Annotated in this window: 18 protein-coding genes; 9 read left to right on the top strand and 9 right to left on the bottom strand. The window is 62.4% G+C overall.

What is annotated here, in order from left to right; all coding sequences use genetic code 11:
* Positions 1–73 precede the first annotated feature (73 nt).
* A complete protein-coding gene (nadA, locus tag FNZ07_RS29335; RefSeq protein WP_091011256.1) occupies positions 74–1,210 on the top strand; it encodes a quinolinate synthase NadA in 1,137 nt (378 codons plus the stop codon).
* Positions 1,211–1,229: 19 nt separating this feature from the next.
* On the opposite strand, the gene nadB is transcribed toward nadA, so the two are convergent.
* The 4 genes from nadB to radC form a co-directional block, all read right to left on the bottom strand.
* A complete protein-coding gene (nadB, locus tag FNZ07_RS29330) occupies positions 1,230–2,828 on the bottom strand; it encodes an L-aspartate oxidase (protein WP_091011257.1) in 1,599 nt (532 codons plus the stop codon).
* A 220-nt stretch (positions 2,829–3,048) separates the two neighbouring features.
* A complete protein-coding gene (gene rpmG, locus FNZ07_RS29325; RefSeq protein WP_091011258.1) occupies positions 3,049–3,216 on the bottom strand; it encodes a 50S ribosomal protein L33 in 168 nt (55 codons plus the stop codon).
* Positions 3,217–3,226: 10 nt separating this feature from the next.
* Positions 3,227–3,460, bottom strand: a complete 234-nt coding sequence (gene rpmB / locus FNZ07_RS29320; RefSeq protein WP_091011259.1) for a 50S ribosomal protein L28 — start codon at positions 3,458–3,460, stop codon at positions 3,227–3,229.
* A gap of 214 nt (positions 3,461–3,674) precedes the next feature.
* Positions 3,675–4,409 carry a RadC family protein gene (gene radC, locus FNZ07_RS29315; RefSeq protein ID WP_091011260.1) on the bottom strand — a complete coding sequence of 245 codons (735 nt, stop codon included), beginning with the start codon at positions 4,407–4,409 and terminating at the stop codon, positions 3,675–3,677.
* A 161-nt stretch (positions 4,410–4,570) separates the two neighbouring features.
* Here radC and FNZ07_RS29310 point away from each other — a divergent pair, with 161 nt between their 5' ends.
* The 7 genes from FNZ07_RS29310 (at position 4,571) to FNZ07_RS29280 (ending at position 10,993) form a co-directional block, all read left to right on the top strand.
* Complete coding sequence (locus FNZ07_RS29310) at positions 4,571–5,026, top strand: FKBP-type peptidyl-prolyl cis-trans isomerase (protein ID WP_091011261.1); 456 nt, start codon at positions 4,571–4,573, stop codon at positions 5,024–5,026.
* Positions 5,027–5,028: 2 nt separating this feature from the next.
* Positions 5,029–5,988 (top strand): 4-hydroxy-3-methylbut-2-enyl diphosphate reductase, encoded by a 960-nt coding sequence (ispH, locus tag FNZ07_RS29305; RefSeq protein WP_091011262.1) that lies wholly within the window; start codon positions 5,029–5,031, stop codon positions 5,986–5,988.
* Between the two features lie 555 nt (positions 5,989–6,543).
* The gene (locus FNZ07_RS29300) at positions 6,544–7,113 is read left to right on the top strand and encodes a type 1 periplasmic-binding domain-containing protein (protein WP_091011263.1); all 570 of its coding nucleotides are present in this window, start codon (positions 6,544–6,546) and stop codon (positions 7,111–7,113) included.
* 227 nt (positions 7,114–7,340) lie between these two features.
* Positions 7,341–8,291 carry a branched-chain amino acid ABC transporter permease gene (locus tag FNZ07_RS29295; RefSeq protein ID WP_091011264.1) on the top strand — a complete coding sequence of 317 codons (951 nt, stop codon included), beginning with the start codon at positions 7,341–7,343 and terminating at the stop codon, positions 8,289–8,291.
* A 26-nt stretch (positions 8,292–8,317) separates the two neighbouring features.
* Positions 8,318–9,487 carry an ABC transporter permease subunit gene (locus FNZ07_RS29290; RefSeq protein ID WP_091011265.1) on the top strand — a complete coding sequence of 390 codons (1,170 nt, stop codon included), beginning with the start codon at positions 8,318–8,320 and terminating at the stop codon, positions 9,485–9,487.
* Positions 9,488–9,503: 16 nt separating this feature from the next.
* Positions 9,504–10,277: an ABC transporter ATP-binding protein gene (locus FNZ07_RS29285; RefSeq protein WP_091011266.1), complete on the top strand. Its 774-nt coding sequence runs from the start codon at positions 9,504–9,506 to the stop codon at positions 10,275–10,277.
* Positions 10,277–10,993 carry an ABC transporter ATP-binding protein gene (locus FNZ07_RS29280; RefSeq protein ID WP_091011267.1) on the top strand — a complete coding sequence of 239 codons (717 nt, stop codon included), beginning with the start codon at positions 10,277–10,279 and terminating at the stop codon, positions 10,991–10,993. The genes FNZ07_RS29285 and FNZ07_RS29280 overlap by 1 nt, the downstream gene beginning before the upstream one ends.
* A 94-nt stretch (positions 10,994–11,087) precedes the next feature.
* Here FNZ07_RS29280 and FNZ07_RS29275 read toward each other — a convergent pair whose 3' ends face one another.
* From FNZ07_RS29275 to FNZ07_RS29265, 3 genes are all read right to left on the bottom strand, one after another.
* Positions 11,088–11,549, bottom strand: coding sequence for a GNAT family acetyltransferase (locus FNZ07_RS29275; protein ID WP_091011268.1), 462 nt, complete (start codon positions 11,547–11,549; stop codon positions 11,088–11,090).
* A gap of 19 nt (positions 11,550–11,568) precedes the next feature.
* Positions 11,569–12,753, bottom strand: coding sequence for an acetylornithine transaminase (locus FNZ07_RS29270; RefSeq protein ID WP_091011269.1), 1,185 nt, complete (start codon positions 12,751–12,753; stop codon positions 11,569–11,571).
* Positions 12,754–13,017: 264 nt separating this feature from the next.
* A complete protein-coding gene (locus tag FNZ07_RS29265) occupies positions 13,018–14,049 on the bottom strand; it encodes a CDP-6-deoxy-delta-3,4-glucoseen reductase (RefSeq protein WP_091011270.1) in 1,032 nt (343 codons plus the stop codon).
* Between the two features lie 78 nt (positions 14,050–14,127).
* Here FNZ07_RS29265 and FNZ07_RS29260 point away from each other — a divergent pair, with 78 nt between their 5' ends.
* On the top strand, positions 14,128–15,150 hold the full coding sequence (locus tag FNZ07_RS29260) for an NAD-dependent epimerase/dehydratase family protein (protein WP_091011271.1): 1,023 nt from the start codon (positions 14,128–14,130) through the stop codon (positions 15,148–15,150).
* Between the two features lie 73 nt (positions 15,151–15,223).
* Here the strand turns inward: FNZ07_RS29260 and FNZ07_RS29255 are convergent, their stop codons facing one another.
* Together FNZ07_RS29255 and FNZ07_RS29250 are read right to left on the bottom strand one after the other, a co-directional pair.
* Positions 15,224–15,412: a hypothetical protein gene (locus FNZ07_RS29255; protein ID WP_091011272.1), complete on the bottom strand. Its 189-nt coding sequence runs from the start codon at positions 15,410–15,412 to the stop codon at positions 15,224–15,226.
* Between the two features lie 227 nt (positions 15,413–15,639).
* Positions 15,640–16,344 (bottom strand): pseudouridine synthase, encoded by a 705-nt coding sequence (locus tag FNZ07_RS29250; RefSeq protein ID WP_091011628.1) that lies wholly within the window; start codon positions 16,342–16,344, stop codon positions 15,640–15,642.
* Positions 16,345–16,396: the final 52 nt, after the last annotated feature.

The raw sequence follows: 16,396 nt of genomic DNA, 5'->3' as shown, positions 1-16,396 counted from the left end.
GCGGGGTTTTTCTTTTTGGGGCGCGTCCGGAACATCTCGCGGCGTGCCGCAGATCAGTCGGACAGGAGCCACCATGAATCAGGCGATCAGGAGCGTCGAATACGACCGGCCACAGCCCCAAGGGCTGATATGCGGTGTCGGTCAGGCGTGGGCAAAGGTGCCCGAGACGCCGTCGGCGGAGGAGCGGGTTGCGCTGAAGGCGCGCATCCGCGCGTTGCTTGCGCGCGAAAAGGCGGTGCTCGTCGCGCATTACTACGTGGACGCGGAACTGCAGGAACTCGCCGATGAGACCGGCGGCTGCGTTGCGGACTCGCTTGAGATGGCGCGTTTCGGTCGCGATCATGAGGCGCAGACCCTGGTAGTTGCCGGTGTGCGTTTCATGGGCGAGACGGCGAAAATCCTGAGTCCTGGCAAGCGCATTCTGATGCCCGATCTCGATGCAACCTGCTCGCTCGATCTCGGCTGTCCCGCCGACGAATTCTCTGCGTTCTGCGATGCGCATCCCGACCGCACGGTGGTTGTCTACGCGAACACGAGCGCAGCGGTGAAGGCGCGCGCGGACTGGATGGTGACGTCGTCGATCGGGCTCGAGATCGTGGCTGACCTGCATGCGCGTGGCGAGAAAATCTTGTGGGCACCGGACCGGCATCTCGGTGGCTATATTCAGAAGAAGACCGGTGCGGACATGCTGCTGTGGCAGGGCTCGTGTCTCGTGCACGATGAGTTCAAGGGGATCGAACTCGATCTGTTACGCGCCGAGTATCCGCAGGCGAAAGTGCTCGTGCATCCGGAGTCGCCGGAAAGCGTCGTGGCGCTTGCCGATGTCGTCGGCTCGACGACGCAGTTGATCGATGCGGCGCAGCGGCTCGACGCAACGCACTTCATCGTAGCGACCGATCTCGGCATCCTGCACAAGATGCGGCTCGCAGCACCTGGCAAGATATTTATCGAGGCGCCGACCGCCGGCAATAGCGCGAGCTGCAAGAGTTGCGCGCATTGTCCGTGGATGGCGATGAACGGCCTCACGAATCTCGCCAACGTGCTGGAGCACGGTCAGAACGAAATCTTCGTCGATGCGGCCATCGGAGAGCGGGCGAAGCAGCCGATCGACCGGATGCTCGACTTTGCGGCGCGCCACAAGAAGCGTGTGCAGACCAGCGGCGATCTGGCGCGGGACGCGGCGTTGTTTTCGAACGTCGGCCCGGCGTAGTAACGTTGGGGGCGCCCGGTCACACGTTGCGGTTGCGCACCCGCTCCGGCGACAACACCGTCGGCAGCGCCTTCGGCAATGTGGCGGGCCAGTCGCGGCTGTAGTGAAGGCCGCGGCTTTCACGACGCGAGCGCGCACTGTCCACAATCAGCGACGCGACGTCGACCAGATTGCGCAGCTCGAGCAGATCCCGGCTCACGCGGAAGTTCGCGTAGTACTCGTGGATCTCGTCGCGCAGTAGCGCAAGACGATGCTTCGCACGCGCGAGCCGTTTGTCGGTACGCACGATGCCGACGTAATTCCACATCAGCCGACGCAGTTCGTCCCAGTTGTGCGCGACCACCACTTCCTCGTCTGGATCGGACACGCGGCTTTCGTCCCAGTCCGGCAGCGGCGCGTGTACTGCAGCGCTAAAACCTTCCTTTTCGATCGATGTCGCCGTCGATCGCCCGATCACGAGACATTCGAGCAGCGAGTTGCTTGCCAGCCGGTTCGCACCATGCAGGCCCGTGCATGATGTCTCGCCGACCGCGTACAGGCCCGCCAGATCGGTGCGGCCCGCGAGGTCCGTGACGACGCCGCCGCACGTGTAGTGCGCGGCCGGCACGACGGGGATTGGCTGCTGGGTGATATCGATGCCGAACTCGCGACAACGCGCGAGGATAGTCGGGAAGTGCTCCTGCAAGAACGCCGCCGGCTGATGACTGATGTCGAGATACACACAGTCGATGCCGCGTTTCTTGATTTCGAAATCGATCGCGCGCGCAACGATGTCGCGTGGCGCGAGTTCGGCGCGCTCGTCGTGATTCGCCATGAAGCGCGTGCCGTCGGGCAGTTTCAGGATGCCGCCTTCGCCGCGCACCGCTTCGGAAATGAGGAACGACTTCGCATAAGGATGAAACAGGCAGGTCGGATGAAACTGGATGAACTCCATGTTCGACACCCGGCAGCCGGCGCGCCAGGCCATTGCGATGCCGTCGCCGGTCGCTGTGTCGGGGTTGGTCGTATAAAGATAGACCTTGCCTGCGCCGCCGGTAGCGAGCACGGTGTGCGGCGCTTCGATGGTGACCGTGCGGCCGCTGGCTAGATCGAGCGCATACAGGCCGTGGCAGCGTCGCCCCGGCAAGCCGAGCCGGTCCGAGGTGATGAGATCGATGGCGTAATGGTCTTCGAGCAGCGTGATGTTCGGGTGCTGGCGCACGCGTTCGCTGAGCGTGGCGACGACCGCATGGCCGGTCGCATCGGCGGCGTGAATGATCCGGCGATGACTGTGGCCACCTTCGCGCGTCAGGTGAAAGCCTAGTTCGGCGGCATCGTCTTTCGTGAAGGGGACGCCCTGATCGATCAGCCATTCGATGGCGGCTCGACCGTTTTCGACGATGAAGCGCGTTGCAGCTTCGTCGCATAGCCCGCCGCCGGCGACCAGCGTGTCGCGCACATGATTCTCGACGCTATCCGCGGAATCCAGCACGGCGGCGATGCCGCCCTGGGCCCAGTCGCTGGCGCCCTCGGTCATCGAGCGTTTGGCCACGATCGCGACTCGTCGCGTTTCCGCCAGATTCAGCGCGACGCTCAGACCTGCCAGACCGCTGCCGACAATTGCCACATCGAAATTCATTCGCTGCCTCTCCGTGTCTTGCTTTGCTGTTGCGGCGCGCCTTCAGGCGCTTCCGGCCAAACGAGAGAGGATACGCGCCGCAGCCCGCAAGGAAAAGCTGGCTAGTCAGCCGATGGGCATGAAATGCGGCGACAGAAAGAGGTGCGCTGGAGCGAACAGGAGGGGAGAAAAACAAAAACCCCGCAGAGGCGGGGTTTTTTTGACAAGCTCGGAAACCAGCTTACTTGATCTTGGTTTCTTTGTACTCAACGTGCTTGCGGACGACGGGATCGAACTTCGAGATCGTCATCTTTTCCGGCATGTTGCGTTTGTTTTTCGTCGTGGTGTAGAAGTGACCCGTACCTGCGGTCGATTCCAGCTTGATCTTGTCGCGTGCGCCTTTTGCCATGATTTACTCCTTAGGCTTCACCGCGTGCGCGCAAATCTGCGAGCACGGTGTCGATACCGTTCTTGTCGATCAGGCGCAGACCGGCGTTCGAAACGCGCAGACGCACCCAGCGATTTTCGCTTTCGACCCAGAAACGGCGGTTTTGCAGATTCGGGAGAAAACGACGCTTGGTTCGGTTGTTCGCGTGGGAAACGTTGTTGCCGCTCATCGGCGCTTTCCCAGTTACTTGGCATACGCGTGCCATGAGAGCACTCCTAATACGCTTAAATTCTGAGTTCGAACGCCGGAAAGTTTCCTGAAAGCGGAAGGACCGGGTGGTCGCGGCTTCCAGAAAGGCCATTGGCGGCTTCAGAACAGGGTTGGAAAGAAGCAAACCGCGATTTTAGCAGGAAAAAAGCCGAAAAATCAAACCTTATTTGCGGATCGAGGAGCAGGCCCGATGCGCGTTCGGGCTGCCGTCACAACAGGCCGGCACGGGCGAACGAGAACGTTTCCTGCGCACCAACGATCAGGTGATCGATCAGTTGCACGTCGATCAGCGTTAGCGTGTCGCGCAGCATGCGTGTCAGCCGGCGGTCGCTGGCGCTCGGTTTGACGGCACCGGAGGGGTGATTATGCGCCACGATCAGGCTGGCCGCATTCAGCGCGAGCGTGCGCCGGACGATTTCCCGCGGATAGACCGCCATCCGGGTCAGCGAGCCGCGCGAGCTTTCCTCCGAGCGGATCAGACGGTGCCGCGCATCGAGAAACAGGCTGACGAAGACCTCATAGGGCCGGGTGCCGATCAGCAGCCGCAGGTAGTCTTCTACCGCTTCCGGTGAATCGATGACCGAGCGTTCGCGGATTTTTTCCGCGAGCGCGCGCCGCGCTATCTCCAGAATGGCGAGCAGTTGGGCCGTTTTGGCGGGGCCGATACCGCGAATTCCGCTGAAATCGGCGGGTGTTGCGTCGAGCATCGCCCGCAGGGAGCCGAAGCGCACCAACAACGACCGCGCGAGCTCGAAGACGTTCTGGCCCGGCAGTCCGGAGCCGAGCACGAGCGCGATCAGCTCGATATCGCTGAGCGTGCCAGGTCCCGAATCGAGCAGGCGTTCGCGCGGCATGTCCCGGGGGCGCTGCCGGGCGGGGCGCAAAACCGCAGCGGAAGGGGCTTCGCCCAGGGTGCCGGGCAAGGCAATGGGGGTGACGTCCATGCTAGGTCTCCAGAAGGGCGGTCCTGTGCCGCGCGCAGCCGCGGCGGGATATGTGGCTTACAATGGAGCCTTTGCGCAAGGCGTCGCGCATACGCGCCCTGTGCTGTAAATGGGTGAATGCGCCTCCGGCGCGTCCCGACTGAAGACTGAATGAGTACCGCATGAGCATCATCGATATTTCCGAAGTGAAACCCGGTTCGCACGTCACGCTTCACTACCGGCTTTCGCTCGCCGATGGCGCCGATGTCATCAACACCTTCACCGAGAAGCCCGCTACGCTGCTGCTGGGCGCCGGCCAGCTGGCGCCGCCGCTCGAAGACATTCTGCTGGGGTTGAAGGTGGGTCACCACTCCACCTTTCAGCTAACGCCAGGAGCGGCGTTCGGCCCGCGCAATCCGGAACTGATCCAGCGGGTGTCGCTGGCCACCTTGCGCGAAAACAGCATGATCGGTGAGGATTTTTCTCCGGGCGATCTCGTCGAATTCAACGCACCGGGCGGCGGACGCTACGCGGGCGTGCTGAAGGAAGTCGGCGAAACGTCCGCCCTGTTCGATTTCAATCACCCGCTTGCCGGCCAGGCGCTGGCGTTCGAAGTGAAAATCATCGGGATTCTGTAAACATGAGCACCACGGACACGACCCTCGCCGAAACTGAAATCCTGCTGGCCCAGCCGCGGGGATTTTGCGCCGGCGTCGACCGGGCCATCGAGATCGTCGAGCGCGCGATCAAGCTGCACGGCTCACCGATCTACGTGCGTCACGAGATCGTGCATAACGCTTACGTCGTCGAAGACCTGCGCAAGAAAGGCGCGATCTTCATCGAGCAGCTCGAGGAAGTGCCGGCCGGTAATACGGTTATTTTCAGCGCGCACGGCGTGTCGAAAGCGGTGCGCACGGAAGCCGAATCGCGCGGTCTGCGCGTGTACGACGCGACCTGCCCGCTCGTGACCAAGGTGCATATCGAAGTCGCGAAGATGCGCCAGGACGGCTTCGATATCGTCATGATCGGCCACAAGGGGCACCCCGAAGTGGAAGGCACAATGGGGCAGACGGGCGAGGGCATGCATCTCGTCGAAGATATCGAGGACGTGCAGGCGCTCGTGCTCGCGGACCCGGAACGGATTGCGTTCGTCACGCAGACCACGCTGTCCGTCGACGACGCCGCCGAGATCATCGCCGCGCTGAAGGCCAAATTCCCGGCGATCCGTGAACCGAAGAAGCAGGACATCTGCTACGCGACGCAGAACCGCCAGGACGCCGTGAAGTTCATGGCGCCGCAATGCGATGTGGTGATCGTGGTCGGTAGCCCGAACAGCTCGAATTCGAACCGGCTGCGCGAAGTGGCCGAGAAGCGCGGCATCCCGGCCTATATGGTGGACTCGCCGGATCAGATCGATCCGCAGTGGATTGTCGGCAAGCGGCGCATCGGTGTCACAGCGGGCGCGTCGGCCCCGGAAGTGCTGGCGCAGGCGGTGATCGCCCGGCTGCACGAACTCGGTGTGCGCAACGTGCGTGCGCTCGAAGGCATCGAGGAAAACATCGCTTTTCCGCTGCCGCGCGGGCTTGGATTGCCCGCCTGATCCAGCAACACCTCTAGATGAAAAAAAGCGCGCTTCGGCGCGTTTTTTATTGCCGTCTGCGTTTCTAGCGTGTCCCTGACTGGCCCAATACGGTCCGAAAATTTAGGGGGCGCATCAGGCGAAAGATCGGTTCGGCCCATCTGAAATCGACAGATTTTTCATCTCCCGACGATTATTTTTGGCACAGATTTCACGGTCATTCCCTATTTCCGGCCTATTCGGTCTATTCGGCGGATTTTTGACGCTTCAGACTGGCGCCGTGCGATCGGCTGACCTGCCAATCTCGCCGAACCCGATGAAAACGGGCTCCCGAAAGGGTCGTGCGCAACACTTGGTGCAGGTCGGGTTCGATGTGGTGCAACTGATGCGCTTCAAAGATGTGCAACCCGGTTGCGCCACACGCCGATTATTGGTCCTGAAATCAGGTTGCAATGCAGGAAAACCCTGCCGGTTCAATATATTGGCCGCCGCATAATTGGAGTTACAATGCGCGCGTTTCTGAAGCCCTGTGGGCCTTGGGACAGCGGATTTTGCAAGGCGCGGGAGACCTGTTTAATGCAAGCCAAGTTTGCTGACGCGGTGCCCGATGCGGCCGCGGTTGCGATGGTGACCGCGAGCAGCAGGAAGAGTGAGTGCAACGACAACGAAAATGGGGCGCGGTTGGCTGTAGAGGACATCAACACACAGGGTTTGACCATCGACGGCCATCGGATCGAGCTGCAGTTCGACGCCCGCGCCGCCGCAACCAGCCCGGAAACCGGCACGCAGGTGGCGAACGCCACGGCCTGCGGCATCCTCACGAAGATCAAACGTGTTCGGCCGGACGCCATCATGTCCGGCGGTGTGAACGCAACGGGCGAACTGTCTGCGAAGCGGGCAGTGCCTGGCAGCAGGGCAAAAATCCTTGGCGGCGACGGTGTGTGTACCGACAAGGTGGGCAAACTGGCGGGTAACGCCAGTTCGGCCGAGCCGCTCCTGCTGAGGGGTGCGATGCCGCCCACCGGATACCACCCGGTGATCGGCGAGATCGCATCCAGTGGCAAGGGCGATTTGCAAGAAGGCGCCATTACGTTTTACGACTTCAGGGACGGCAATCGTGCGGTCCTCGACGTCGTGAATATGTAACGACGGGACGTACAACGTGACGGCACCGAACCATCCGACGGTGCCGTTTTTGCATCCGCTTGCGGCAGCTCGACGACCGTATCACGGTCGAACGGGACATCGAAGGCGGATAACCCTGACCGGTTCTTAATATCAGTACCCGCAGTGCCGTTGCGATTCTCCGACCCATCGCCGCCCACCGGCCGATGAAGAACGTGAATCCAGTCGCACGCGCTAAGGAGCTTTAAATGGATATCTTCGTCCAGCAGATCCTCAACGGTCTGGTGCTTGGTAGCGTCTACGCCATCATTGCACTCGGCTATACGATGGTTTACGGGATTCTCGGCATCATCAACTTCGCACACGGCGATGTGTTGATGGTCGGTGCGATGGTTGCGCTGTCCGCGATCGGGGTCCTGCATAACCACTTCCCCGGGCTCGGCAATGTGCCGACGCTCATCATCGCGCTGATCATTGCGGCCGTAGTGTGCTCGCTGGTCGGTTATACGATCGAGCGGGTCGCCTACCGGCCGTTGCGCAAGGCACCGCGTCTCGCCCCGCTGATCACCGCGATCGGCGTGTCGATCCTGCTGCAAACGCTCGCGATGATGATCTGGTCGCGTAACCCGCTGCCGTTCCCGCAACTGCTGCCCACCGATCCGATCAACGTGATCAAGGCCACTGAATCGACGCCAGGTGCGGTGATCTCGATGACCGAAATCGTGATCATCGTGGTGGCGTTCCTCGTGATGGGCGGCCTGCTGCTGCTGGTCCACAAGACGAAGCTCGGCCGTGCGATGCGCGCGATCGCCGAGAACCCCGGCGTCGCGAGCCTGATGGGCGTGAACCCGAACTTCGTGATCTCGGCCACCTTCATGATCGGCTCGGCGCTCGCTGCGCTGGCCGGCGTGATGATCGCCTCCGAGTACGGCAATGCGCACTTCTATATGGGCTTCATTCCTGGCCTGAAAGCGTTTACCGCGGCGGTGCTCGGCGGGATCGGGAACCTGGGTGGCGCAATGGTGGGCGGGGTACTGCTCGGCCTGATCGAGCAGCTCGGTGCGGGCTATATCGGCAATCTCACAGGCGGTGTGTTCGGCAGTAACTATCAGGACGTGTTTGCGTTTGTCGTGCTGATCATCGTGCTCGTGTTCCGTCCGTCGGGGCTGCTGGGCGAACGTGTTGCGGATCGCGCCTGATCCCGGGCCATAAGGAGCAAACAGACATGACCTCAATTCAACCGATCGAGCCGTCCACGACGCTCGTCCCCGAGAAGAACGCGACTAAAACGCTGATCGTCGGTGTCGTTACCGCCGTGCTGGTGCTTGCCGCACCGATGCTGATCGGTGTCGTAGGCGGTAACTACTGGGTCCGCGTACTCGACTTCGCGATGCTGTACGTGATGCTCGCGCTGGGCCTCAACGTCGTGGTCGGCTTCGCTGGCCTGCTCGACCTGGGCTACATCGCGTTCTATGCGATTGGCGCGTACGTCGCGGCACTGCTGTCGTCGCCCCACCTGACCACGCAGTTCGCGTGGATCGCCGCAGTGTTCCCTGGCGGCCTGCATGCGCCGATCTGGCTCATCGTACCGGTCGCCATGGGGCTTGCCGCGCTGTTCGGCATCCTGCTCGGTGCGCCGACGCTGCGTCTGCGCGGCGACTACCTGGCCATCGTGACCCTGGGCTTCGGGGAAATCGTCCGGATTTTCATGAACAACCTCGACCGTCCGGTGAATATCACCAACGGGCCGCAGGGGATCACCGGTATCGATCCGATCCGCGTCGCGGGCTTCAACCTGTCGCAGACTCACACGCTGTTCGGCTTCCAGTTCACGACCGTGTACATGTACTACTACCTGTTCGTGCTGTGTGCGCTGCTGGTGATCTGGGTCTGTACGCGCCTGCAGCACTCGCGCATTGGCCGTGCATGGGCCGCGATCCGCGAAGACGAAGTCGCCGCCAAGGCGATGGGCATCAACACCCGTAACGTCAAGCTGCTGGCCTTCGCGATGGGCGCGTCGTTCGGCGGTCTGTCGGGTGCGATGTTCGCAGGCTTCCAGGGCTTCGTGTCGCCGGAATCGTTCACGTTCTGGGAATCGGTCGTGGTGCTCGCGTGCGTGGTGCTGGGCGGCATGGGCCACATCCCCGGTGTGATTCTCGGCGCGGTGCTGCTCTCCGTGTTCCCCGAATTCCTGCGCTCGACGATGGGTCCGCTGCAAAACTGGATCTTCGGTCACCAGATCGTGGATACCGAAGTGATCCGTCAGCTGCTGTACGGTCTCGCGATGGTGCTGATCATGCTGTACCGGTCCGAAGGCCTGTGGCCGTCGCCGAAGCACGAAGACAAGATCGCGAAATTTGCGAAGCGCAGCGGCAAGAAGCCGGTGCGCGCGTAAGGACAGGAGAAAACGCATGAGCAATGACATTCGACTGTCCGTCAAGGGCGTCAACAAGCGCTTCGGCGGCCTGCAGGCTCTGTCCGACGTCGGCATCGAGATCAAGGCAGGGCAGATCTACGGCCTGATCGGACCGAACGGCGCGGGCAAGACGACGTTCTTCAACGTGATCACGGGTCTGTACACGCCGGATTCCGGCGAGTTCAAGCTCGACGGCACGAACTACACGCCGACCGCGGTGTATCAGGTCGCGAAGGCCGGCATTGCGCGGACGTTCCAGAACATCCGTCTGTTCGGCGGCATGACCGCGCTGGAAAACGTGATGGTGGGGCGCCACGTGCGCACGCGCCACGGTCTGATCGGCGCGGTGTTCCAGACACCGTCCGAGCGCAAGGAAGAGCGCGAGATCAAGGAGCGTGCGATCGAGCTGCTCGACTACGTCGGCATCGCGCAGTACGCGGACTACACGTCGCGCAATCTGTCGTATGGGCACCAGCGGCGTCTTGAGATCGCGCGCGCACTTGCCACCGATCCGAAGCTGCTTGCCCTCGACGAGCCGGCTGCCGGTATGAACGCGACGGAGAAGGTCGAGCTGACCAAGCTACTCGACAAGATCCGCTCCGACGGCAAGACGATCCTGCTGATCGAGCACGACGTCAAACTGGTGATGGGCCTGTGCAATCAGATGACAGTGCTCGATTACGGCAAGGTGATCGCTCAGGGACTGCCGCAGGACGTGCAGAAAGACCCGAAGGTGATCGAGGCATATCTGGGCGCGGGAGTTCACTGATGGCTACGGCAATGTTGAAAATCAAGGGCCTGCAGGTCAACTACGGCGGCATCCAGGCGGTGAAGGGTGTGGACCTCGAAGTCGCGCAGGGCGAACTCGTTACGCTGATTGGCGCGAACGGTGCGGGCAAGACGACGACGATGAAGGCCATCACGGGGCTGAAGCCTTACTCAGCCGGCGACATCGAGTACATGGGCGAGTCGATCCGCGGTGTGCCCGCGCATGAACTGCTGCGTCGCGGACTCGCGATGGTGCCGGAAGGCCGCGGCATCTTCGCGCGTATGTCGATCGTCGAGAACATGCAGATGGGCGCGTATCTGCGCAACGACACGGACGGCATCAAGAAGGACGTCGAGCGCATGTTCGGCTTCTTTCCGCGTCTGAAGGAACGCGCTTCGCAATACGCGGGCACGTTGTCGGGCGGCGAACAGCAGATGCTGGCGATGGCGCGCGCGATCATCAGCAAGCCGAAGCTGCTGTTGCTCGACGAACCGTCGATGGGCCTGTCGCCGATCATGGTCGAGAAGATATTCGAAGTGGTGCGCGAGATCTCGAAGGAAGGCATCACGGTGCTGCTGGTCGAGCAGAACGCGCGGCTCGCATTGCAGGCTGCGAATCGCGCTTACGTGATGGACTCGGGTCTTGTCACGATGTCCGGCGACGCGAAGCAGATGCTTGATGATCCGAAGGTTCGGGCTGCTTATCTGGGTGAATAAGCGTTGTAGAAGCACAAAAAAGCCGCATGCCTCAGTTCAAAGAGGCATGCGGCTTTTTCTTTGCAGAACCCACCGGCCCAGGCTAAAAAAGACCTCAGCCAGCAACCGCTGCCGTAGCGCCGAGTCGTTTGCCCATGCTGATCACTTCGTCGGCGCGATAACCGAGCGCTTCGTAGAACGCCTGCACATCGCTACGCGTCGACAGCACCTGCAGGTTCACCTTCGGACAACCGCGCGCGGTGAGTGCAGCTTCCGCGTGCTCGACGAGCTGTGTGCCGATACCTAGCCTGCGATGCGTCGGGTCGACTGCGAGCGAGTAAATCCAGCCGCGGTGGCCGTCGTAGCCGGTCATCACGGTGCCGACCAGGCGGCCCGCACGTTCGGCAACGAAGAACAGCTCAGGCTGCGTCGCGAGCTTGTTCGCGATCGACAGGCGCGGGTCGCGCTGCGGCTTGTCCGGGTTCCGGTATTCGGGGAACACGTCCTGCCACAGCGCAATGACCGTGTCGGTGTCGCGCGCATCGAAGCAGCGGATCGAGAGCGTAGCGGATGTCATCGGCGTGGTCTCCCGTTGCTTACAGCGAGTCGAGCACCGTGCGCAGCATCGCGAGCATCTGGTCGATCTCGTCGTGCGTGACGTTCAGTGCGGGCATGAAGCGCAGCAGGTTGGGGCGCGCGGCATTCAGCAGCAGACCGTCCGGTTGCATCAGACGCGCTTTTTCAACGATCTGTGGGCCGATGTCCTTGCCGAGCAGCAGTGCGCGCAACAGACCCTCGCCGCGTTCACCCGCAAAGCCACGCTCTTCCGAAAGCTCGAGCAGCTTCGTGCGCAGATACTCGCTGCGCTCGCGCACGCCTTCGAGAAAACCGGGCGCGGTGAGCTGCGAAATCACCGAGTAACCGACGGCGGTCATCAACGGATTGCCGTTGTAGGTGCCGCCCTGGTCGCCCGCTTCGAACACTTCCACTTCCTTTTTCGCGAGCAATGCCGCGAGCGGCACACCGCCGCCGATGCCCTTGCCAAGCGTCATGATGTCCGGCTCGACTCCAGACAGCTCGTACGCGAACAGCGTACCCGCACGGCCGCAACCGCTTTGCACTTCATCGACGATCAGCAGGATGCCGTGCCGCTTCGTCAGGTCGCGCAGTTGCTGCATGAATTCGCGCGTAGCCGGAATCACGCCGCCTTCGCCCTGGATCGGTTCGAGCATCACCGCAACGGTCTTGCCGGTGATCAGTTTTTCCACCGACGCGATGTCGTTCAGATCGGCCTTCGGAAAACCCGGCACCTGCGGCGCGTAGATCGTGTCCCAGCCCGGTTTGCCGCTTGCCGACATGGTCGCGAGCGTGCGGCCGTGGAAGCTGTGATCGAACGTGATGATCTCGTACGCGCCGTCGCGGAATTTCTTGCCCCACTTGCGCGCGAGCTTGATCGCGCCTTCGTTTGCTTCCGCGCCGCTGTTCGCGAAGAACACCTTGTCGAAGCAGCTGTGCTGCGTGAGCAGGCTGGCCAGCTGCGCCATCGGTTGGTTGTAGAACGCGGGCGACGGGTTGATCAGCAGACGCGCCTGTTTTTCCAGCGCTTCGATCATGCCGTCGTTGCAGTGACCGAGGCTGTTCACGGCCCAGCCCTGGATGAAGTCGAGATAACGCTTGCCTTCGTTGTCGTAGATCCACGAGCCCTTGCCGTGCGTGAACACGATCTCGGGCCGGTTCGTGATGTACATCAACGACTCGATGGGATACTCATTGAAATTCATGGCAGCAGGCTCCAGGCGAAGCGGATAGAAGAAGGACCGAAAAAACAAAAAAGCCACGGCAGGCCGTGGCTTTCATGATTCGAACAACATGCGCCTGACGGCGCGAATCCGTGACGAAGCCAGCGGCGCCCCTAAGGGAGCGGCGAGCGGCGACGTCGAAGTTCGGACTGGATGCGGTTCATGGGCGAAAGAATACGACACCGCGCGCGTTCGTGTAAACCATCAATTTCGCCCATTTTGCCGCTGATCTGCCGCTCATCGTCGTCAGACCGGGTTCGCCAGATCGGCGGCACTGGTGAACGAATCCGCGTAGAACTCGCCTTCCGGCAGCCCGTGATGCTGGGTGAAATCGCGCTGTGCCGACTCGACCATGACCGGTGCGCCGCACGCATACACCTGATAAGCGGACAAGTCTGGCAGATCTTCGATGACGGCCCGATGAACGAAGCCGATGCGGCCGGTCCAGGCATCGCTCGCGTCGGGTTCGGACAGAACCGGCACGAAGCGGAAGTTCGGCAGGTCCTTCGCCCATTGTTCGGCGAGCTCGAGCAGGTACAGGTCTTTCTTGCGACGCGCGCCCCAGTAGAGCGTCATCGGGCGTTCGATATTCTGGAACGCCGCATGTTCGATGATCGCCTTCAGCGGCGCAAAACCGGTACCCGAACCGAGCAGCACGATCGGCCGCTCCGAGTCTTCGCGCAGGAAGAACGTGCCGAGCGGTGCTTCAAAGCGCAGGATGTCGCGCTCTTTCATCGTGTTGAACACGTGGTCGGTGAACGCGCCGCCGGGCATGTGGCGAATGTGCAGTTCGATCGGGCCTTCCTCGTGCGGTGCCGTCGCCATCGAATAACTGCGGCGCTTGCCGTCCTTCAGGATGAATTCGAGGTACTGGCCCGCGAGATACTGCAGGCGTTCGTTGGCCGGCAACTGCAGCTTCAGCACGACGACATCGTCGGCCTTGCGCTCGATCGCATTCACGCGGCACGGCAGCTTCTTCACCTGCACATCGCCGACGCCTGCTACTTCGCGGATATCGATCTCGAGATCGCTCTGCGGCGTGGCGCAGCAAAAGAGCGCCATGCCGCGGGTCTTTTCGTCGTTCGACAGTGCCGACGACGAATGCACGCGTTGTTCGACCTGGCCGCTCAGCACCGTGCCTTTGCACGAGCCGCATGCGCCGTTCTTGCAACCGTACGGCAGGCCGATGCCCTGGCGCAGGGCCGCGGTGAGGACGGGTTCGTCGGGTTCTACCTGAAACTGCCGGCCGCTTTGCCGGAGCGTTACGTTAAATGCCATAAAGTGATCGAAATCGAAGAGTCGGTAATCGGTGCGAGCCGCTTCTAGCAGCTACATCGCGGCTACAATGCGTCCACTATGAAAGCGACACGAAATCTGCGCCGCCCGCGCGTACTGATTGTGGGCTGCGGCGACGTCGGCATGCGCTGCATCGGACATCTGCTGCCGCACCTGCACGTCGTTGCATTGACGAGCCAGCCGGCCCGTTGCGCCGAGCTACGCGCTGCTGGCGCGACGCCACTGGTCGGGGACCTCGACGTGCGCCGCAGCCTCAGGCGGCTCGCGGGACTGGCGCCGACCGTGCTGCATCTGGCGCCGCCGCAGAAAACCGGCGACGACGATCGCCGCACGCGCGCGCTGCTTGCCGCGTTGAGCGCTCGCCGGGGCGGCCCGGCACGCAATGCAACCGTACCTGTGGCGCGCTTGCGCCGTCTGCGCCGTGGTTTGGCGGTGGAACGCGAAACAGGCGCTATTGTACCCGACGGGGTTGCGCGAACCGGCCGCTCGCGGGCCGTGCCGAAGATCGTCTACGCGAGCACGACCGGCGTATATGGCGATTGCGGCGGGGCGCTGATCGACGAGACACGCACACCCCGACCAGCGAATGCGCGTGCAAAGCGCCGTGTTTCCGCCGAGCAGCAGTTGCGGCGCGCGACCGCACGCGGCACGGTCAGCGCATCGATTGCGCGCATTCCCGGCATCTATGCGGCGAATCGCCTGCCGCTGGCACGGCTCGAGAAGCGCACCCCCGCGCTCGTCGATTCACACGACGTGTACACGAGCCACATCCACGCCGACGATCTCGCGGCGATTCTCGTACGGATGACGACGCATGGCCGGCCGGCTCGCGTGATCCACGCGTCGGACGACAGCGAAATGAAGATGGGGGAATACTTCGACCGTGTCGCGGATGCGTACGGCCTTGAGCGCGCGCCGCGCGTGACGCGCGAGGTCGCGGAACAGCAACTCGATCCGATGCTGCTGTCGTTCATGCGCGAATCGCGTCGACTCGATAATGCACGATTGAAGCGCGAGCTAAAGGTACGTCTGCGCTACCCGAGCGTCGACGATTTCCTGCGCACTACTCACGAGACAAACTGAAACGGCGTGGACCCCGGTCCACGCCTGTCGGCAATCTGTCACGGCGCGTCGATGGTTGTCGATGGCGTGAGCGTCAGGTCAGCGCCGGCAGTGCTTCGAGTACCAGGAAGCACAGTAGCGCGCCGATCAGCGCACCGATCAGATTCGGATGATATTGATGCCTCAGATGCATCGCGGTCAGCAATCCGCCGACCAGAACCGCGCCTAGACACGTGACCGCAATCATCACGTAGGTAACCCCAAAAGTTTCATTGATGACCATGGCGCTTCTCCCTGAATCCTTTGTAATGGTTGTTTAATCGAGTATAGGGCGGCCTGTCAGGAAGGGCATGCTGCGGCGCAACGCAAAAAGCCGGTGCGAATCGGGTCGACGGGCAGCCATTCACGCTCTGGCGGGGGTTTGCGGGGCAATGAGGGCGACGCTACCGGTTTACCCGCCTGGTAATCTTCCTGAAGGAAGATGTACCGGTTGAGCGGGTGGTTAGCCGGTCAGCGGCCTTGCAGGGAGGCGAGATCGGTGGCGTTGAGCCACTGCCATTTTCCTTCGACAAGCGTCTCCGGCAGAGTCAGTCCGCCGATCCGCTCGCGATGCAGCGCCTCCACCCGATTGCCCGCCGCGGCCACCATCCGTTTGACCTGGTGATACTTGCCTTCGAGCACTGTCAGCTCGAGCACGTTGGCACTGCGCGCGCGGGCATCGACGGCGACTACTGGCTGCGCTTCGCCGTGCAGCAGCACGCCGTCGCGCAACGCCGCGAGCTGCGTATCGTCGAGCGGATGGCGAGTGGTCGCGACATACGTCTTCGGCACCTTGCGGCGCGGTGCTGTCAGCGCGTGCACGAACTGGCCGTCGTCGGAGAGCAGCAGCAGGCCGGTCGTGTCCTGGTCGAGCCGGCCGACGCATTGCACGCCGCGTGCCGTGAACGGCGCCGGCAGCAGGCTGAATACGCTCAGGTGATGTTGCGGTTCGCGCGAGCACTCGTAGCCGGCCGGCTTGTTGAGCAGCAGGTACGCGCGCTCGTGATAGGCCCAGGGCGTACCGTCGACATAGAACGTGAGCGCATCGGTGGAGAACTCCGCGTTGGGCTCGTCGCATATGGCGCCGTCGATCTCGACGCGGCCTTCCGCGATCGTCGCGCGGCACTGGCGTCGGGAACCGAAACCCTGGGTGAAGAGAATGCTTTCGAGATTCATGGGCGAGGGTGAAGGGGAGCGGCGCACGCTGCTTGTCGCGGCAGCAACGCCG

This window comes from Paraburkholderia megapolitana (assembly GCF_007556815.1).
GTDB lineage: Bacteria > Pseudomonadota > Gammaproteobacteria > Burkholderiales > Burkholderiaceae > Paraburkholderia > Paraburkholderia megapolitana.
This window is presented reverse-complemented; position numbering and strand designations above follow the sequence as displayed.

What these genes read in the sequence shown, in the direction of transcription:
- FNZ07_RS29260 (WP_091011271.1), top strand. Translation starts at nt 14,128, where the DNA reads ATGAAAGCGACACGAAATCTGCGCCGCCCGCGCGTACTGATTGTGGGC.
- nadB (WP_091011257.1), bottom strand. Translation starts at nt 2,828, where the DNA reads ATGAATTTCGATGTGGCAATTGTCGGCAGCGGTCTGGCAGGTCTGAGC.
- ispH (WP_091011262.1), top strand. Translation starts at nt 5,029, where the DNA reads ATGAGCACCACGGACACGACCCTCGCCGAAACTGAAATCCTGCTGGCC.
- FNZ07_RS29255 (WP_091011272.1), bottom strand. Translation starts at nt 15,412, where the DNA reads ATGGTCATCAATGAAACTTTTGGGGTTACCTACGTGATGATTGCGGTC.
- rpmG (WP_091011258.1), bottom strand. Translation starts at nt 3,216, where the DNA reads ATGGCAAAAGGCGCACGCGACAAGATCAAGCTGGAATCGACCGCAGGT.
- FNZ07_RS29290 (WP_091011265.1), top strand. Translation starts at nt 8,318, where the DNA reads ATGACCTCAATTCAACCGATCGAGCCGTCCACGACGCTCGTCCCCGAG.
- FNZ07_RS29275 (WP_091011268.1), bottom strand. Translation starts at nt 11,549, where the DNA reads ATGACATCCGCTACGCTCTCGATCCGCTGCTTCGATGCGCGCGACACC.
- FNZ07_RS29280 (WP_091011267.1), top strand. Translation starts at nt 10,277, where the DNA reads ATGGCTACGGCAATGTTGAAAATCAAGGGCCTGCAGGTCAACTACGGC.
- FNZ07_RS29265 (WP_091011270.1), bottom strand. Translation starts at nt 14,049, where the DNA reads ATGGCATTTAACGTAACGCTCCGGCAAAGCGGCCGGCAGTTTCAGGTA.
- radC (WP_091011260.1), bottom strand. Translation starts at nt 4,409, where the DNA reads ATGGACGTCACCCCCATTGCCTTGCCCGGCACCCTGGGCGAAGCCCCT.
- FNZ07_RS29310 (WP_091011261.1), top strand. Translation starts at nt 4,571, where the DNA reads ATGAGCATCATCGATATTTCCGAAGTGAAACCCGGTTCGCACGTCACG.
- FNZ07_RS29295 (WP_091011264.1), top strand. Translation starts at nt 7,341, where the DNA reads ATGGATATCTTCGTCCAGCAGATCCTCAACGGTCTGGTGCTTGGTAGC.
- rpmB (WP_091011259.1), bottom strand. Translation starts at nt 3,460, where the DNA reads ATGGCACGCGTATGCCAAGTAACTGGGAAAGCGCCGATGAGCGGCAAC.
- FNZ07_RS29300 (WP_091011263.1), top strand. Translation starts at nt 6,544, where the DNA reads ATGCAAGCCAAGTTTGCTGACGCGGTGCCCGATGCGGCCGCGGTTGCG.
- nadA (WP_091011256.1), top strand. Translation starts at nt 74, where the DNA reads ATGAATCAGGCGATCAGGAGCGTCGAATACGACCGGCCACAGCCCCAA.
- FNZ07_RS29270 (WP_091011269.1), bottom strand. Translation starts at nt 12,753, where the DNA reads ATGAATTTCAATGAGTATCCCATCGAGTCGTTGATGTACATCACGAAC.
- FNZ07_RS29250 (WP_091011628.1), bottom strand. Translation starts at nt 16,344, where the DNA reads ATGAATCTCGAAAGCATTCTCTTCACCCAGGGTTTCGGTTCCCGACGC.
- FNZ07_RS29285 (WP_091011266.1), top strand. Translation starts at nt 9,504, where the DNA reads ATGAGCAATGACATTCGACTGTCCGTCAAGGGCGTCAACAAGCGCTTC.